The organism is Mycobacterium heckeshornense, assembly GCF_016592155.1.
In the GTDB taxonomy this organism is placed as follows: domain Bacteria; phylum Actinomycetota; class Actinomycetes; order Mycobacteriales; family Mycobacteriaceae; genus Mycobacterium; species Mycobacterium heckeshornense.
Map to the genome: position 1 here is coordinate 4,719,656 of NZ_AP024237.1, position 15,438 is coordinate 4,735,093.

The 15,438-nt window shown below is 68.0% G+C and carries 13 protein-coding genes and 1 pseudogene; 5 read left to right on the forward strand and 9 right to left on the reverse strand.

From position 1 onward, the window contains the following. Window positions 1-12: 12 nt before the first annotated feature. Entirely contained in the window at window positions 13-1,512 is a 1,500-nt protein-coding gene (locus MHEC_RS22700) for a class I adenylate-forming enzyme family protein (protein ID WP_048890476.1), read from the reverse strand. 205 nt (window positions 1,513-1,717) lie between these two features. Between MHEC_RS22700 and MHEC_RS22705 the strand changes: the two genes are divergently transcribed. Beyond that, window positions 1,718-2,707 carry an esterase family protein gene (locus tag MHEC_RS22705; RefSeq protein WP_048890475.1) on the forward strand — a complete coding sequence of 330 codons (990 nt, stop codon included), beginning with the start codon at window positions 1,718-1,720 and terminating at the stop codon, window positions 2,705-2,707. Between the two features lie 4 nt (window positions 2,708-2,711). Here MHEC_RS22705 and MHEC_RS22710 read toward each other — a convergent pair whose 3' ends face one another. Further along, window positions 2,712-3,251, reverse strand: a complete 540-nt coding sequence (locus tag MHEC_RS22710) for a methyltransferase family protein (RefSeq protein ID WP_048890474.1) — start codon at window positions 3,249-3,251, stop codon at window positions 2,712-2,714. 102 nt (window positions 3,252-3,353) lie between these two features. On the opposite strand from MHEC_RS22710, the gene MHEC_RS22715 reads away from it, so the two are divergent. Then, window positions 3,354-3,962, forward strand: a complete 609-nt coding sequence (locus MHEC_RS22715) for a TetR/AcrR family transcriptional regulator (protein ID WP_048890561.1) — start codon at window positions 3,354-3,356, stop codon at window positions 3,960-3,962. Between the two features lie 5 nt (window positions 3,963-3,967). Here the strand turns inward: MHEC_RS22715 and MHEC_RS22720 are convergent, their stop codons facing one another. Next, complete coding sequence (locus MHEC_RS22720) at window positions 3,968-4,747, reverse strand: crotonase/enoyl-CoA hydratase family protein (protein ID WP_048890473.1); 780 nt, start codon at window positions 4,745-4,747, stop codon at window positions 3,968-3,970. Window positions 4,748-4,888: 141 nt separating this feature from the next. On the opposite strand from MHEC_RS22720, the gene MHEC_RS22725 reads away from it, so the two are divergent. After that, the gene (locus MHEC_RS22725; RefSeq protein ID WP_048890472.1) at window positions 4,889-5,695 is read left to right on the forward strand and encodes a 1-acyl-sn-glycerol-3-phosphate acyltransferase; all 807 of its coding nucleotides are present in this window, start codon (window positions 4,889-4,891) and stop codon (window positions 5,693-5,695) included. Window positions 5,696-5,699: 4 nt separating this feature from the next. Next, complete coding sequence (gene fadD12 / locus MHEC_RS22730) at window positions 5,700-7,328, forward strand: acyl-CoA ligase FadD12 (protein WP_048890560.1); 1,629 nt, start codon at window positions 5,700-5,702, stop codon at window positions 7,326-7,328. 14 nt (window positions 7,329-7,342) lie between these two features. On the opposite strand, the gene MHEC_RS22735 is transcribed toward fadD12, so the two are convergent. The 4 genes from MHEC_RS22735 to MHEC_RS22750 form a co-directional block, all read right to left on the reverse strand. After that, the gene (locus MHEC_RS22735) at window positions 7,343-8,761 is read right to left on the reverse strand and encodes a WS/DGAT/MGAT family O-acyltransferase (protein ID WP_048890471.1); all 1,419 of its coding nucleotides are present in this window, start codon (window positions 8,759-8,761) and stop codon (window positions 7,343-7,345) included. Window positions 8,762-8,804: 43 nt separating this feature from the next. Next, window positions 8,805-10,025 (reverse strand): alpha/beta hydrolase, encoded by a 1,221-nt coding sequence (locus MHEC_RS22740; RefSeq protein WP_048890470.1) that lies wholly within the window; start codon window positions 10,023-10,025, stop codon window positions 8,805-8,807. Window positions 10,026-10,105: 80 nt separating this feature from the next. Beyond that, on the reverse strand, window positions 10,106-10,648 hold the full coding sequence (locus MHEC_RS22745; protein ID WP_053093979.1) for a hypothetical protein: 543 nt from the start codon (window positions 10,646-10,648) through the stop codon (window positions 10,106-10,108). Then, window positions 10,615-11,862, reverse strand: coding sequence for a molybdopterin-dependent oxidoreductase (locus MHEC_RS22750; protein WP_048890469.1), 1,248 nt, complete (start codon window positions 11,860-11,862; stop codon window positions 10,615-10,617). Before MHEC_RS22750 ends, MHEC_RS22745 begins: the two co-directional genes overlap by 34 nt. A 176-nt stretch (window positions 11,863-12,038) precedes the next feature. On the opposite strand from MHEC_RS22750, the gene MHEC_RS22755 reads away from it, so the two are divergent. Then, window positions 12,039-12,932: an alpha/beta hydrolase gene (locus tag MHEC_RS22755; RefSeq protein WP_048890468.1), complete on the forward strand. Its 894-nt coding sequence runs from the start codon at window positions 12,039-12,041 to the stop codon at window positions 12,930-12,932. Here the strand turns inward: MHEC_RS22755 and MHEC_RS22760 are convergent. Together MHEC_RS22760 and MHEC_RS22765 are read right to left on the reverse strand one after the other, a co-directional pair. Beyond that, complete coding sequence (locus MHEC_RS22760) at window positions 12,929-14,233, reverse strand: amidohydrolase family protein (RefSeq protein WP_048890467.1); 1,305 nt, start codon at window positions 14,231-14,233, stop codon at window positions 12,929-12,931. The two genes, MHEC_RS22755 and MHEC_RS22760, sit on opposite strands and share 4 nt — an antisense overlap. Continuing rightward, window positions 14,227-15,422: pseudogene (locus MHEC_RS22765) on the reverse strand (CoA transferase). Before MHEC_RS22765 ends, MHEC_RS22760 begins: the two are co-directional and overlap by 7 nt. Between the last annotated feature and the right edge of the window lie 16 nt (window positions 15,423-15,438).

Consider the following 15,438-nt stretch of genomic DNA (forward strand, 5'->3'; position numbering starts at 1 on the left):
TCCCTCGATCACTCACTGCTCGGCCGGGGCGGCACGAAGTTGTTCGACCAGCTCGCGGCGCAGTAGCTTGCCGGTGGCATTGGTGGGCAGTTCATCACGAAACACTACCCGGTCGGGCGTCCGTGACCCGCGCAGGCTCTTGCGCACGTACGCGCGCAGCTGCTCTGGGTCAGGGGCAGCGCCCTCCGCGGGCACGACCACCGCGACGATCGCCTGGCCCCACTGCGGGTCGTCGACACCGACCACGGCTACCTCACGCACCTCGGGATGCTCGATCAAGACGTCCTCCAACTCGGCCGGCGCGATGTTCTCGCCGCCGCGGATAATGGTGTCGTCGCTACGTCCGCTGATGAATAGGTACCCGTCCTCGTCCAGCATGGCGATGTCTTTGGTCGGAAACCAGCCGTCCTCGTCGAGCACCGAGCCGATTCCGGTGTAGCGGCCAGACACCTGCGCGCCGCGCACGAACAATTCCCCCGTCTCCCCGGGTCCGAGAACTGTGCCGTTCTCGTCGCGGATCTGCAGCTCGATGCCGGGCACCGCCTGACCGACCGACCCCAACCGCTTGGCGACGGCGGCATCGGAGGCCGCCAGCGCCCGCCGGTGATCCTCCGGCGTGAGGACGGCGATCGTCGAACTGGTTTCGGTCAGCCCGTAGGCGTTGACGAAACCCACGTCGGGCAACAGCTCGAGGGCCCGGCGTATCAGCGGCAGCCCCACCTTGGAACCGCCATACGCCAAATTGCGCAGCGACGGCAGCCGGTGGCCGCCTTGCTCGAGCACCCTGACGATGCGATCGAGCATCGTGGGCACCACGGTCGCGGTGGTGACATGCTCGGCGGTGATCAGCCGCACCCACTCCTCGGCATCGAAGTCGGGCAGATAAACCATCTTGCGGCCCGCGTAGAGGTTCGACAACGCGGCACTGACCCCGGCGATGTGGTAGGGCGGCACACAGATCAGCGCGGCGTCGTCAGGCCCGGCCGAGCCGAATTCCACCGTGCCGGTGACATAGGTGGTCAGGTTGTTGTGGGACAGTTCGACGGCCTTGGGCACCGACGTGGTGCCTGACGTGAACAACACGATCGCGACGTCGTCGGGATCGGGGAATTCCGCGGCCGGCGTGGCGGTGCGGGACGCAGCCAGGAACTCGTCGGAGAGCATCGTTCGCCGGCCCGCGTCACCGACCATGTCCCGATAGCGCGCGTCGCTGACCACCAGCGGTTCGGGCAAACGCCGGATCAGGGTCTGGATGCCTTCGCCCGAAAGCCGGTAGTTGATGGGCGTGAAGGCCAACCCGGCGCGGGCCGAGGCGAAGATCAGCAGCGGCAGCATCACACCGCCGGTGCCGACGTAGGCGACATGGCGCGCATTCGACCCGGCGACGACCCCGGCGCCACCGTCGGCCAGATCGCTGAGCTGCTGGGTGGTCAACCGGACGTCGCCGCAGACCACCGCCGTTCGATCCGGGTTGCCCGACGCCGCCATTTCGAGTAGTAAGGAAATACTCATCCTCGAATCTCTCTGCGCCTCAACCCTTTTCAGGACCGGTCCACCGATCGGACGTGACATCCATTTCCGGAACCGTATTGTAGACTATCTAACCGATACGCCCTCGCGGTGCCGCCTGAAGCGCCGCGGCGGTCTTGTCGTCGAATTGACCGCTGAAGCCCGTGTGGTTTAGCTACGCTACCCGGCACGCGGATCGGGGGAAGAGATAGCGTTCACGGGCACGACCTTCAAGACCACCCTGTATCGACTAACGGTCGCTGTCACGGCGGCCGCGGCGCTGCCCGGGCTTGTCGCGATCGCGGCCGGTGCACCACCGGTCCGGGCATTCTCCGGCGTCCCGGTCGAACAACTGCGGGTGCCCTCGCAGGCGATGGGCCGTGACATCCCGGTCGAGTTCGAAAGCGGCGCTCCCGGGTCGCATGCGCTCTACCTGCTCGACACCATGGAGGCCGCCGACGACGTCAACGGCTGGGACCGCGACACCGCGGCGTTCGACTGGTACCAGGGATCGGGGCTGTCGGTTGTCATGCCGGTGGGCGGCATGTCCAGTTTCTACAGCGACTGGTATCAGCCCGCGGTGGGCAACGGCGGGACCCACACCTATAAGTGGGAAACCTTCCTGACTCAAGAACTTCCGCCGTGGCTGGCGGCCAACAGAAACGTCGCGCCGAACGGCAACGCCGTGGTCGGGGCATCGATGGGCGGCTCGTCGGCGCTGATACTGGCGGCCTATCACCCACAACAGTTCGCCTACGCCGGCTCGATGTCGGGCTTTTTGAATCTGTCCAACGGCAAGTGGCCGGGCTTGGTGAACATCGCGATGCACTACGACGGCGGGTTCAGCTCGGACGCCATGTGGGGGCCGGCCAGCGACCCGGCCTGGGCGCGCAACGATCCGACGGTCAACGTCGCACGGCTGGTCGCCAACAACACCCGGATCTGGGTTTACTGCGGCAACGGCAACCCGACGGACATTGATGCCAGCACCGCCAACGTCGGCGGCCTGGGCACGCTCGAGGGGTTGGCGATCGACAGCAACCGGGCCTTCGAAGATGCCTATGTCGCCAACGGCGGCAAGAACGGCGTGTTCAATTTCTTGCCCGGAATCCACACCTGGAACCACTGGGGCCAACAGCTGCAGCAGATGAAGCCTGACCTGCAACGCGTGCTCGGCGCCAAACCGACCACCACGTGAGCTGCTATTCGGTTGGCGCCCACGCCGACAGCCGTGGGATCCAGCGGGGCACGTGCCGGCGGTAATCGAGGTATTCACTGCCGTAGCGCCGGATGAGATGGGGCTCTTCCCAGAACCGGATGGCGATCGCCTGGAACGTTAAGAAGATCGCGAACCAGAGCAGCAGCCAGCCGGACGCGGTGAGGGCCGCCTCCCCGAGCAGGATGCACAGCACCCCGGTGATCATCGGGTTGCGCACGTGCCGGTACGGCCCGCGTACGACGAGGTTGACCGGCTCGCCCATCACGTCGCCCACCCCGAGCGTGCCCTTGCCCACTCGGTGGAACAGCACCACCGTCCAGGTCCACAGACCCAACCCACCGGCGATCAGCAAGCCGCCGACCGTCACCAATCCGAACGTCGGCGCAGCACCGAGTTCCGGTGCCCGCAGGCCGGCCGCATTCCCGATCAGCGTGGGTATGACGAGCGTCATCGTCACCGGGAAAACCAGGATCGAAATCAGCTGCCGCCACCAAAGCCGTCGTTCACGCGTGTCCGCCACCATCACGGTCTCCTTGCTTCAAGCGGATACTTCAACGCTTGCTGAACAATCAACCTACGCCCTCATGCCGCATACGTCAACACGCGTTGAAGTATGCTGCCGGGCATGACCCAAGCCCGGCGCACCGGCCGGTGGCGCACCGGTCGACAAAGCAAGCAGCGCATCATCGACGCGGCGCGCGAACGTTTCATGCGCGACGGGTATGAGCGGGCCACCGTCCGTGCGATTGCCGCCGATGCCGGCGTGGACGTCGCGATGGTCTATTACTTTTTCGGCAACAAGGAGGGGCTGTTCACCGCGTCGGCGCTGACCGGTCCCCAGCACCCGCTGCATCAGCTGGCCACGCTGCTCGACGAGGGCACGGGCCAGATCGGCCCGAGGCTGGTGCGCCGCTTCCTCGAGCACTGGGACGAAGGCGATACCTTCGAGCCGCTACTGACGCTGTGGCGATCGGCCATGCAGCCACTGGCGCGAAAGGTGCTGCACGACAGCCTTGCCGGTCCGATCGCCCAGCGGGTCGCGGCCGAATTCGGCGTGGCGGATGCCGAGTTGCGCGTCGAGCTGGTGGCCAGCCACCTGGCGGGGTTGGCGTTCGCGCGTTACCAGCTGCGCATCGAGCCGATCGCCTCGGCTGCCGTCGAGGACTTGGTCGGCTGGATCGGGCCGACCGTGCAGCGCTATCTCACCGGCTCGAACCCGGGCCTTGCCGGCTGAGGTGGTCAGGTACCGGTCCAGCGCGGGGCGCGCTTCTCGGCGAACGCGACCGCGCCTTCCTTGGCGTCGTTGGAGGCGAACACCGGCATCAAGATCTTCAGCTGCTCGGCGAACATGGTGTCCGGGCTCCAGCCCCGGGACTCCACGATGATTCGCTTGGTGGCGGCCACCGCCAGCGGGCCGTTGGCGGTGATCTTCTCGGCAAGCTTGATCGCTTCGTCGAGCGCCTTGCCCGGCTCGGCCAACACGTTGACCAGCCCAAGCGCATGTGCCCGTTCCGCAAGCAGGTTGTCACCGGTGAGCGCCAGCTCCATGGCGATCCCATAGGGGATGCGCTGCGGAAGCCGCAGCAGGCCCCCGCCGCCGGCCACCAGGCCGCGTTTGACTTCCGGGATTCCGAACGCCGACTCCTTCGACGCCACAATCAGGTCACACGCCAGGGCCAGCTCGGTGCCACCGGCCAGCGCATAGCCCTCGACCGCGGCGATCACCGGCTTGGCGGGTGGACGTTCGGTGAAGCCCATACCGCGACCCTCGACGACAACGTTTTCACCCCGGGCAAACGCCTTGAGATCCATGCCCGCGCAGAACGAGCCACCCGCCCCAGTCAGGATCGCCACCGACAGCCCGGTGTCGCCGTCGAGTCGGTCCATGGCATCGGCGAGGCCCTGACTGACAGCGGCGTTGACCGCGTTCTTCGCCTCGGGCCGATTGATCGTGATGATCAAGATCCGCTCGCGCTGTTCGGTCAGGACGACAGGTTGGGTGTTGGCTTCTTCGCTCACGACGCTGTGACGCTCCGTTCGATATCGGGGGACAGGTGACGAGGCGATGGTATCCGCCGGTGCTCTGCGGGCTGCTGTCCAGCCCGCAAGGTTCCGCGACTAGCATCACAGCAAAATCCGCGCCGAGCCCAGGGGGACGCGTTGACCGCCACCGATATCGAGCCCACGGAGATCTCCAAGTGGGATCCGGGCCTGACCGAACGCGTCATCGCCCTGATCCGGCCGCTGATCAAGGGCTATCACCGCGCCGAGGTGCGCGGCCTTGATTCGTTTCCCCCGGGCGGTGCGCTGGTGGTGTCCAACCACTCCGGTGGGCTCTTCCCGATGGACGTTCCGGTCTTCGCGACCGGGTTCTACGAGAAGTTCGGCTACGAGCGCCCGGTCTACACGTTGAGCCACGACGTGTTGTTCAGCGGACCGATCGCCGAGTTCTTCGTGCGCACCGGGTTCATCCGCGCCAGCCACGAAAACGCCGACGAAGCGCTGCGCTCTGGTGGGGTGGTCGTGGTGTTCCCCGGCGGCGACTACGACGTGTACCGGCCGACGTTGTCGGAGAACAAGATTGATTTCGACGGCCGTACGGGTTACGTGCGCGCGGCGTTGAATGCCGGGGTGCCGATCGTGCCGGCGGTGGCGATCGGCGGTCAGGAAAACCAGTTGTACCTGTCGCGCGGCATGGGGCTGGCGCATCTGTTGCGGCTCGACAAACTGATGCGGGTCAAGATCTTGCCGATCTCGATCGGCTTCCCGTTCGGGCTTTCCGCAGTGCTGCCGGTCAACATTCCGCTCCCCACCAAGATCGTCATGCAGGTGCTCGAGCCGATCGACGTGACCGCCGAGTTCGGCGAGGATCCCGATATCGACGCGGTCGACGCGCATGTGCGGCGGGTCATGCAAACGGCGCTGGACAGGCTGGCCAAAGAGCGCCGCCTGCCGGTGATCGGTTGAGGTGATGACCGGCCCGGTGCCGAACCGGTTCGCGGAGGTCGCTGGCCTGCTTACCACCATGGTTCGGGCGGGCATCATCGCACCCCTGCGGCCCGACAAGTATGTGCGGATCGCCGCGGCCGCGCGCCGCGAACGCCTGTCGATGACAAGCGGAGTCGCGATGTCAGCGCAGCGCTGCCCCGACCGACCGGCGCTGGTCGACGAGCTCGGCGCGCTCAGCTACCGTCAGCTCGACCGACGCTGCGACGGGTTGGCAGCGGGATTGCAGGCATTGCCCGGTGGCAGCCCGGGGATTGTCGCGATCATGTGCCGCAATCACCGCGGGTTTGTCGAAGCACTGGTGGCCGCCAACCGGATCGGCGCCGACATCCTGTTGCTCAACACCTCATTCGCCGGTCCGGCGCTGGCGGAAGTCGTCGCCCGCGAAGGCGCCGACGCGATCATCTATGACGAGGAGTTCACCGGCGCGGTGGACCGGGCGCTGGCCGGTCGGTCGCACACCACACGTGTCGTCGCCTGGACCGACCACCCGGAGAGCCACGGCCTTACCGTCGACAAGCTCGTCGCCGCGCATGCGGGTCAGCGGCCCGCCAGACTGCCGCGGAAAGGCAGGCTGATCCTGCTGACGTCGGGAACCACCGGAACTCCCAAGGGTGCCAGGCGTTCTGGCGGTGGTGCCAGTGAACTCAAGGCGATCTTGGAGCGGGTTCCGTGGCGCGCCGAGGAGACGACGGTGGTGGCGGCCCCGATGTTTCATGCTTGGGGGTTTTCGCAGCTGGCGTTCGCGGTATCGCTGGGCTGCACCGTGGTGACCCGACGCAAGTTCGACCCGGAGGCCACGCTTGCGCTGATCGACCGTTATCAGGCCACCGGCCTGTGTGTGGTGCCGGTGATGTTCGACCGGATCATGGCACTGCCCGAGGACGTGCGCCGCAAATACAATTGCCGCTCGCTTCGGTTCGCGACCGCGTCGGGTTCGCGGATGCGTCCCGACGTCGTGACGCGGTTTATGGATGAGTTCGGCGACATCATCTACAACAACTACAACGCCACCGAGGCCGGGATGATCGCCACCGCGACCCCCGAGGACTTGCGCGCGGCACCCGATACTGCCGGAAAACCCGCGCCGGGCACCGAGATTCGGATCCTCGATTCCGAGTTGAGGCCGGTGCCCACCGGGGAGGTCGGTCAGATCTTCGTGCGCAACACCAGCCTGTTCGACGGCTATACGTCCGGCTCCACCAAGGACTTTCACGAGGGCTTCATGGCCTCCGGCGACGTCGGCCGGCTCGATGAGGCCGGGCGGCTCTACGTGGTAGGCCGCGACGACGAGATGATCGTCTCCGGCGGGGAGAACGTCTACCCGATCGAGGTCGAAAAGACGCTCACCGCGCACCCCGCGGTGGAGGAGGCGAGCGTCATCGGTGTCGACGACGAGCAGTACGGTCAACGACTGGCCGCGTTCGTGGTACTGACTCCCGGCGCCGCCGCGGATCCTGAGTCGCTCAAACAGCATGTGCGCGACAACCTCGCCAACTACAAAGTGCCCCGCGAGATCGTCGTGGTGGACCAGCTGCCCCGCAGCAGCACCGGCAAGATCCTGCGCGGCGAGCTGCGGGCTCGGCTCGGTTAGGTGCGCTTTCGCTGTCAGGCTTGGGCCATCGCCGTCTCGACGACGGTCAGCTTTTCGGAAAGCCCTGCCGCGCGGCGTATTTCGGCAAACGTGTTGATCATGGCGTCGCTCACCTCATGCGGATCCTCGACGGTGGCGCCGTCGGTCAGCACGGAGATGTTGAGTTGGTCGACGTAGCTCCACACCGTGATGTTGAGGCCGCTGCCGGCCGTCAGCGGTCCGACCGAATAGATTTCGGTGACCAGCGCACCGCCGACCCGACCGCGCTCGCGGGGGCCCGGAACGTTGGAGATATTCAGGTTCAGCACCTTGTTCTGCCCGTCACGGCCGGCCAGCCACCGAAACAGCGCCTCGGTGGGCGCCGGCGGGAAGTACGCCGCCCACCGGCTGACCAACTCCGGTCCCAGAAGCTGGTGACTCTCCTTGGCGGCGACGGCGTTCTCATGGCACAGACGTGTCCGCTCCAGCGGGTCGTCGACGTCGACGGGAAGCGCCACCAGCATGCCGGTGAAGTAGTTGCCGGAGATTCGTTCCGGAGAAAAATCGAAGCTCACCGGCACCGACGCCAGCAGCGGATGGTCGGCCTTACCGTCATAGCGGAGCAGCAGGATGCGCAATGCACCGGCCGACATGGCCAGCACCATGTCGTTGACCGTGCTCCCCAGGTGCTTGCCGGTCTCCTTGACATCCGCCAACGCCAACGTCGCGGTGGCAAAGCGGCGCTCGGGGGTGAGCATGTGATTGATGAACGTCGGCGGCGGGGTGAACGGTCTTGTCAACTCGGGTGAAAGCTTGCGGGCGCTGCGGCGCACCCGGCGCAGACCCTGCGCGGTGTAACCGATCGTGCGCGGAATCCGGCCGATGTGGCGCAGGTGATCGCCGAAGGCTGAGCGCAGCAGCTGTGCGCTGGTGGGGGCGGGGTCGGGCGCATACGAGCCGCGCGCAGGCTCCAGACCCGGCTGCAGGTCCATCCCGCGGGCCAACAGGTTGGCGGAGGCCACGCCATCGGCCAGCGCGTGGTGGATCTTGCCGACCACCGCGATCCGGTGGTCGGCCAGGCCCTCGATGAAGTACATCTCCCACAGCGGGCGGCTGCGGTCCAGCGGGGTGCTCGCGATCCGTCCGATCGCCTCGTCGAGTTCGCGCCGACCACCCGGGGCCGGGAGCCGCCATGGGCGAATGTGGTAGGTCAGGTCGACTTCGCAGTTCTCCCGCCACATGGGGTGGTGCAATTTGAACGGAATCTCCACCAACTGGTAGCGGAACGGCTCGAGCTTGTAGAGCCGGCCGTGGATGACCCGCCGGAACTCGTCGATGCCGAAGTCCCGCCGGTCGGGGTCCAGTTCGATCACGCCCACCTTCAGGGTGTGCATGTGCACGTTCGGCGTCTCGCTGTACAGCAGTACCGCGTCCCACCCGCTGAGCCGTTTCACGGTTGCGCCTTCCCCATGCACGGACCTTACATTCGGTCGGCGCTCAAATAACCCGTTTAGCCCCAATCGGCGTGCGGCTGCGGTGAACCGCATTGAGAAAAAGTCCGACGGCGGTAACCACCGCACCGGTGCGGGCACCGTCGGTCAGGTCGAAGCCGTGTCCGGCACCCGGAAGCTCGATATAGCTGACCACCGAACGCGAGACCGACCGCAGCCGCTCGACGAAGCTGCGGGCCTGCTCGACCGGGATCACCGTGTCCCTGCTGCCGTGAATCACCAAGAACGGCGGCGCTTTCGGATGCACCCGAGCGATCGGTGAGGCCTTGCGGAACACCTCGGGGTGGCGCGCGAGGCGCTGGTGGACCACCACGCGTTCCAGGAAATCCACGAAGCGCACCCGCTCGGCCGTCGAGCGATCTTCCCAGTCGTAGCGACCGTAGATCCCGACCACGGCGTCGACCGAGGTGTCCGAGCCCGCAGGCAGCTCGGCCTGCAACTCGGGGTCGTTGCCGGTCAGTCCGGCCAGCGCGGCAAGATGCCCACCAGCCGAACAGCCCGCCAGCGCAATGAAATTGCGATCACCACCGAATTTGTCGACATTCGCGCGTGCCCACCCGATGGCGGTCTTGACGTCGCTGATGTGTGCCGGCCAGCGGTGGTGCGGCGCCACCCGGTAGCCGACGGACAGGCATACCCAGCCCCGCTCGGCCAGGTGCGACATCAGCGCATAACCCTGCAGGGCGCGGCTGCCCTGCACCCATGCGCCACCCGGCACAAAGATCAGCACGGGTGCGGGCATCGCCGCCAGCTCCTTGCGGCGCCACACGTCGAGCAGGTGGGCCGGGTCGCCGCCGTAGCGCACCGACGTGCGGTACAGGTAGCGGCGGTGGCGCCGGGCATTCCACATCGGCGGGGTCCGCTCCGGCGCGGGCCACTCGATATCGAGGTCGCGGGCGGGCACGATGCCGCGCAGCGCCGCTGCGGAGACGGCCTGAGTGTTATCGCGGTCGCGGCGGCGGATTTCGCTCATGCCCGGGGTCAGCCACGCCCTGGCGGTCGTCGAGGCGAAGTCCGGCAACACCCGGCAGCCCCAGACCCCCATCGCGGTCACGCCACCCAGCGGCTCCAAGTGCTTGCCGATCACCGGCAGCGAAGCCGACGCGACACTAACCGCCAGCAGGCAGTCGGCGGGGCGTGCTCGCAGCAGCCACCGGGCACGGCCGGCGATGCCAGGGCCGGGATAGCGGGTCGCTGCGCGCGCCATGCCCGGAGCGTACCGGCCGCTTTCGTGGCAATCGGTGAACGGGACAGGTTAACCCCCGGCTGCGGCATTATGCCCGCAGGTCATAGCCTCAGCGGCGGGCCGGGCGCGGACCCCGGGGGTGCCCGGTGTGCCCGGGCCAGCCGAACTGCGTAGACGACGGCGCTGGCGGCGAACATGGCGGCGGTAAGCGCCAGCCACCTGCCGAGGAACGGTTGCTGGGTCTGTCCGGTGGCCGCCGAATAGGTCGGTGCGCCCTGCTCGAGGATGCCGGGAAGGAAAACCAGCAGCGTCAGTCCGGACCCCAGCGCCGGTATCCGCAGGTGGTTGCGGGCCGACACCCGTGTCCGGCGCTGGTCGCGCCCGCTCCACAGGATCCGGTCGGCCAAGGCGTAGATCGGGAACAGCACCAGGTCGTGCGCAACGATGGCGGCAGCAAACCAGGCCGCGATCGACTGCCACCAGCTCCCCGGATTCCACAGACTCGCCGGCCCGGCGACGGCCACGGTGTAGGTGGCCAGCGCTAAGCCCGACGTCATCACCACCAGGTGGAATCCACGCGACCAGTACACCCTGCCCAAAGCAGACACGATCAGCCCGCCTCGAAACTGATCGAGCTCACCCATTTGGTGTTGTGCACCCCGGGCAGCGCCGGCACGATGACCCGCGCGGGATACCCGTGGTCGAGTGACAGGTCGGCACCGTTGACCCGCAGCGCCAATAGTGAATCAGGATCGCGGATTTGGTTGGCCTGCAAGCTCGCCTGCGCGAACGCGCCGCCGCGCTCCAGCGACATCACCCGTGCTGAACGCGGGGAGGGTACGCCCGCGAGGCGGGCCAGCTCGGCCAGCGGCACTCCGCTCCAGGTTTGGGTGGTCGACCATCCTTCGACGCAGGCGATCGGAAGTCGCGCGCTGCGTTGCGCCATCCCGGCCAGCGTGACCCGGTCCACGACCACCGTCGACGGGCCACCCGTCAGCGTGAGCCGCCACTGCGCGCCGGTGCGCCGCGGGTCGATTCCGGCCGCGGCCGCGGTCCGGTTGACTTGAAAGTCGTGCGGTCCGCGGCTGCGTCCGCGGGGCAGCAGCAAAGCGGCGCCGCGGGTGATCCCGCCCAGCGTCTGGCCGACGGTCAGCACAGCCATCAGTAGCGCGCCCGAACCAACCAGCGCCAGGGCTCCACGTCTGCTCATCGTCGGGTCAGCCGGATGGGCGGGCACCAGCCCATCGCGGTCCGGCGGCTCCGTTCTGGTGTCGATAAGCTTGGTGCACAACACTTTTCGTAGCTGCCGTGATCGCAGACCGGTGAGCATGCGGGGAAACTTGACCGCAACGTGCATGGCGAAGCCGGCGATGAAAACCCATGCCGCAAAGTAGTGCCCGGTGTAAAAGCTGAACCCGAAGACGTAGTCGTACTGGATGTTCAGCACTCCGGTGACGATCTCGAACAGTATTCCGCCGACCAGCATCGCCAGCGAGATCCGCTCCAGCAGTTGGGCGATCGACCGGGCGGGCGGCCACACGAACAGCCGCGGCATCACCGACCACAGCTTGGCCAGCACCACCGGGATGAGCACGAGGCCCAGCCCGACGTGCAATCCCTGGGTCAACCGGTATAGCCACGATGGGCGGGTCGGCCAGTCGAAGGCGGGCAGCCGCAGCCAGCCCACGTCGGCGGGAATTGCCTGACCGAGCTGCGGTGCGTAAGCGAGGTAGGACAGCAGTCCGGTGAGGATGACGATCGGCAGCGTCGCCAGCAGCACCAGCCCGAACACCGATGTCAACCACGGGCCGCGCAGCGGGCTGCGCCACCGTAAGCGGCTCGGAGCTCGCACCCGCATCCCCTCTCCCGAGTGCGCCGTAGCATACGCTGACGAGTTCGCGGTCGCCGAATACCCCGGCGGGCTCGGGCGCGAACTCGCCGCGTGGCCAGCTGCTTGCCCTCGGGGGCCAATGACCTAGCGGCGATCCCACGATCCGGCCCGCCGCGTGACCGAAGACACGCAATACTGAGCCAATGCCGAGCACCGATTTTCACCCTGACCTGCGGACCATCGCCCGTGTCGCGCCCCGAACGTTGGTGGGTCCGCGAACACTGCCGCTGATCCGGACGTTGATGCGGCTGCAGGGTCTCGGTCGCGCCCGCGATGTCGACGTGCTCACCGTGGAGTCGGGAGCCGGGGTACGGCTGCACCGGCCGGCCGGTGTCACCGAACCCGCGCCGGCGCTGCTGTGGATTCACGGCGGCGGATACGTCTTGGGCACCGCCAGACAGGACGACCGCCTCTGCCGGCGCTTCGCCCGGGCGCTGGGCATCACGGTGGCGGCAGTGGATTACCGGCTCGCGCCCGAGCACCCCTATCCCGCGCCGCTGGAGGACTGCTATTCGGCGTTGACCTGGCTGGCCGGGTTGCCGGCGGTGGATCCCGCACGGGTGGCGATCGGCGGTGCCAGCGCCGGGGGCGGCCTGGCCGCGGCGCTGGCATTGTTGGCCCGCGATCGCGGCGAGATCACCCCATGCCTGCAGCTGCTGGCCTACCCCATGCTCGACGATCGCAGCGCAGCAGCACCGAAGGATCCCAACTACCGGCTATGGAGTCCGGCCAGCAATCGGTTCGGCTGGGCGGCCTATCTCGGTGGCGCGGACCCCCAGCTGGCGGTACCGGCCCGTCGCGAGGATCTAACCGGCTTGCCGCCCGCGTGGATTGGGGTCGGCACCCATGATTTGTTTCATGACGAGGACCTGGCCTACGCTGAGCGCCTCGCTCGCGCCGGGGTGCCATGTCATGTCGAGGTCGTGCCCGGCGCGTTCCACGGCTTCGACCTGTTGGTGCCCAAAGCCCAAGTGTCGCGGGATTTCTTCGCCAGTCAATGTGGGTGTTTGCAAAAGGCGTTCACGCCGACGGGTTAACCGGCTGCGTATGTCAGCTGCCCGCCGACCACGGTCGCGGCCACCATGTCGGCGTCGAGTTCCGCCAGCATCGTTTGCGGCGAAACGCTGAGCACGCACAGATCCCCGGGGTGTCCCGGCTCGACCGCGCGCGGTCGGGCCGGCTTGTCGGCTTGACCCAGGAACATCGTCAAAGCTCTACGCGCCGTTATACATTCACTCGGGTTGAGGACGTTTCCGCTGGGCGTGGTCCGGTGCACTGCGGCGCGCATGGCCGCCCAGGGATCGTCGCGGCCGAACGGCATATCGGTGGACAGTGCCACCGCGACGCCGGCGCGCAGCAACGATGCGACCCGCCAAAGCTGGGCGTGCTCCTCCGCGGGCACCTCGGCCAGGTACTCATCGCCGCGCTCGGCGACGAAGTTGGGTTGGGTCACCACGGTGACGCCCAGTTCGGCGAGGTCGGCCAACGAATCGGCGGGCGCCACAGCGGCATGCTCGACCCGGTCCCCCGGGCACGCGCCGGCTTGGCGCAGCGCCGCGACGGTCACCAGCAGCTGCGCGGCGGTGACACAGTGGACAGCGACCGAACCGCCGGCACGGTGGCGTTCGGCGATCCAGTCGGCCAGCGCATCAAGGTCGAGATCGTCGTCGTACAGGATGCGTTTGCCCGGCGACAGGCAGCGCACGTGCTGGCGCAATTCCCCGCGCCGGTGCAGTTCGGTCAACGTCACGATGTCGGCGACGTCGAGGTCCGGTGTGGCGTCGGTGACGCCGGTGACGCCGTATCGGGCGAGTCGGCCGCTCAGCGCGGCCAGGTTGGTGCCGCGGTGCCCCAGCGCATCCGACCAGCTCGGGTCGGCGCTGCGCAGCCGGCCGTCGGGGTGATCTGCCAGCCCCACCCGGCTCAGGCCCGCGGAATTGAGGATCCACAGCACTCCGCTGCGGTGCTGTACTCGCACCGGCACCGGCGGCGAGATGGCGTCGAGCAGCGTTCGGTCCAGCGGGCCGGCCACCGATTCGTGGTATCCGACCGCGCGGATCCAGCCGTCGCTTCCGACTTCGGCACTGGCCAAAGCGTGGGCCAGGCCGTCGCGGTCGCGCACCTGCGGGGGTCCGGCCCGCACCGAGTCCTCCGCGGCCGCCGCCGAGTACAGGTGGACGTGATGGTCGTGCAGTCCGGGCAGCACGGTTCCACCGGCGGCGTCAAACGTCTCCTCGCCGCGCCGCGGCGCGAGCTGGCCGGCGACCTCCTCGATCTGCGCCCCCACCCGAACGTCGACCGACGTGCCGTCGAGTGTGGTAGCGCGCTGGATCAGCATGGAGCGCAAAGTCTTTCGGCGACAATGTGGCGCACCGCGGCATTGTCAGCGCCCAGCGGTGACGCGGTGGGGCTCGGTGGCGGGGGCCGCGGGGGAACGACCGGTGCGGTCGAGGTCGACGATTCGGGCGGCAGCGCGGCATAGGTCGCGGCTACCGCCGCCAGCGATAACTCGATCAGTTCGCCGCCGCCGCGGTGCAGCGACTGCGCGACTGCCCGCGTCGCTTCCAGGCCGGTCAGCGGGTCGGCGATGGCGTCAGCGCAAAAACAGGTCCGCCAGCGTCTGCGCCGACGAGCCCGCCTGCCACCGCGGCGTCGTCACCAAATGCCGCCCGGTCGGGCTGATCACCATAGCCGTTGATGCGCAACCAAACTCGTCCCGATCGTGCCGGCACGTCGTCGGCGCTCAACTGCCGGCGCCGCAGCGCAGCCGGGCGCGATCCCTCGATGACCACGTCGGCCGCAGACAGCAGCTGCCGGATTGCCTCGGGCTGCTTATCGAAATCGACTGCGTAGGAAAGCTTCCCGAAGTTCATCCAGTCGAAGAAGGCCGGCTCGCCGCGTCGGGTGCCGTCGGGCCGCGCCGGGCTTTCCACCTTGACCACGACCGCGCCGGCCCGGGCGAGCAACTGCGCGCACAACGGTCCCGCCCACAGCGACGACAGGTCTGCCACCAAGAGGTCGCCAAGTTGTCGCGGCGCGGCAGCGTTCCCGTCGCGTCGCACCGCCGGTGGTGCTGCGGCCGTTTCGCCTAGTGCCGCGGCGGCGATGTCGAGCAGTTGGGCGCGGGCGACGATAGTGTCGCTGGAATGTGTTGCGGCCCATGCCGCCAGCATCGGCCATGGGTTTGCCGGGACGGCGTCGACTTGTAGCAGTGCGGGCAGCGCGGCGACGTCGTCGGGACGCGCCAGCGCGATCGCGCACCATCCGTCGGCACTGGCCACGAGCCGCGTCGCTCCACCGGCCGAGACGCGGCCCTGCCGCGTCAGGCCGAGCAGCGCGGCGCGACCGGCCAGTATCGTGGCGGCATCGGTGTCGACACCGAGCAGCCGGGCGATGTCGGCGGTTACCCGCCGCGCTTCGGCCAGCACAGCGGCGCGCGAGAAATCCGGCGGCCCGTCGGCCGGCCCGGTCAGATAGGCCAGGCCGCTTTCAGCCCAGTCAGCCGCGGCCGAGTCCACGCCCACCATTGTGCGCGCGGGGCGA

Bases quoted from the DNA above. Each gene is read 5' to 3' on its own strand.
- MHEC_RS22710 (WP_048890474.1), bottom strand. From the start codon at position 3,251: ATGGTGGCGGACACGCGTGAACGACGGCTTTGGTGGCGGCAGCTGATT.
- MHEC_RS22750 (WP_048890469.1), bottom strand. From the start codon at position 11,862: ATGCGGGTGCGAGCTCCGAGCCGCTTACGGTGGCGCAGCCCGCTGCGC.
- MHEC_RS22760 (WP_048890467.1), bottom strand. From the start codon at position 14,233: ATGCTGATCCAGCGCGCTACCACACTCGACGGCACGTCGGTCGACGTT.
- MHEC_RS22715 (WP_048890561.1), top strand. From the start codon at position 3,354: ATGACCCAAGCCCGGCGCACCGGCCGGTGGCGCACCGGTCGACAAAGC.
- MHEC_RS22745 (WP_053093979.1), bottom strand. From the start codon at position 10,648: ATGGGTGAGCTCGATCAGTTTCGAGGCGGGCTGATCGTGTCTGCTTTG.
- MHEC_RS22740 (WP_048890470.1), bottom strand. From the start codon at position 10,025: ATGGCGCGCGCAGCGACCCGCTATCCCGGCCCTGGCATCGCCGGCCGT.
- fadD12 (WP_048890560.1), top strand. From the start codon at position 5,700: ATGACCGGCCCGGTGCCGAACCGGTTCGCGGAGGTCGCTGGCCTGCTT.
- MHEC_RS22700 (WP_048890476.1), bottom strand. From the start codon at position 1,512: ATGAGTATTTCCTTACTACTCGAAATGGCGGCGTCGGGCAACCCGGAT.
- MHEC_RS22755 (WP_048890468.1), top strand. From the start codon at position 12,039: ATGCCGAGCACCGATTTTCACCCTGACCTGCGGACCATCGCCCGTGTC.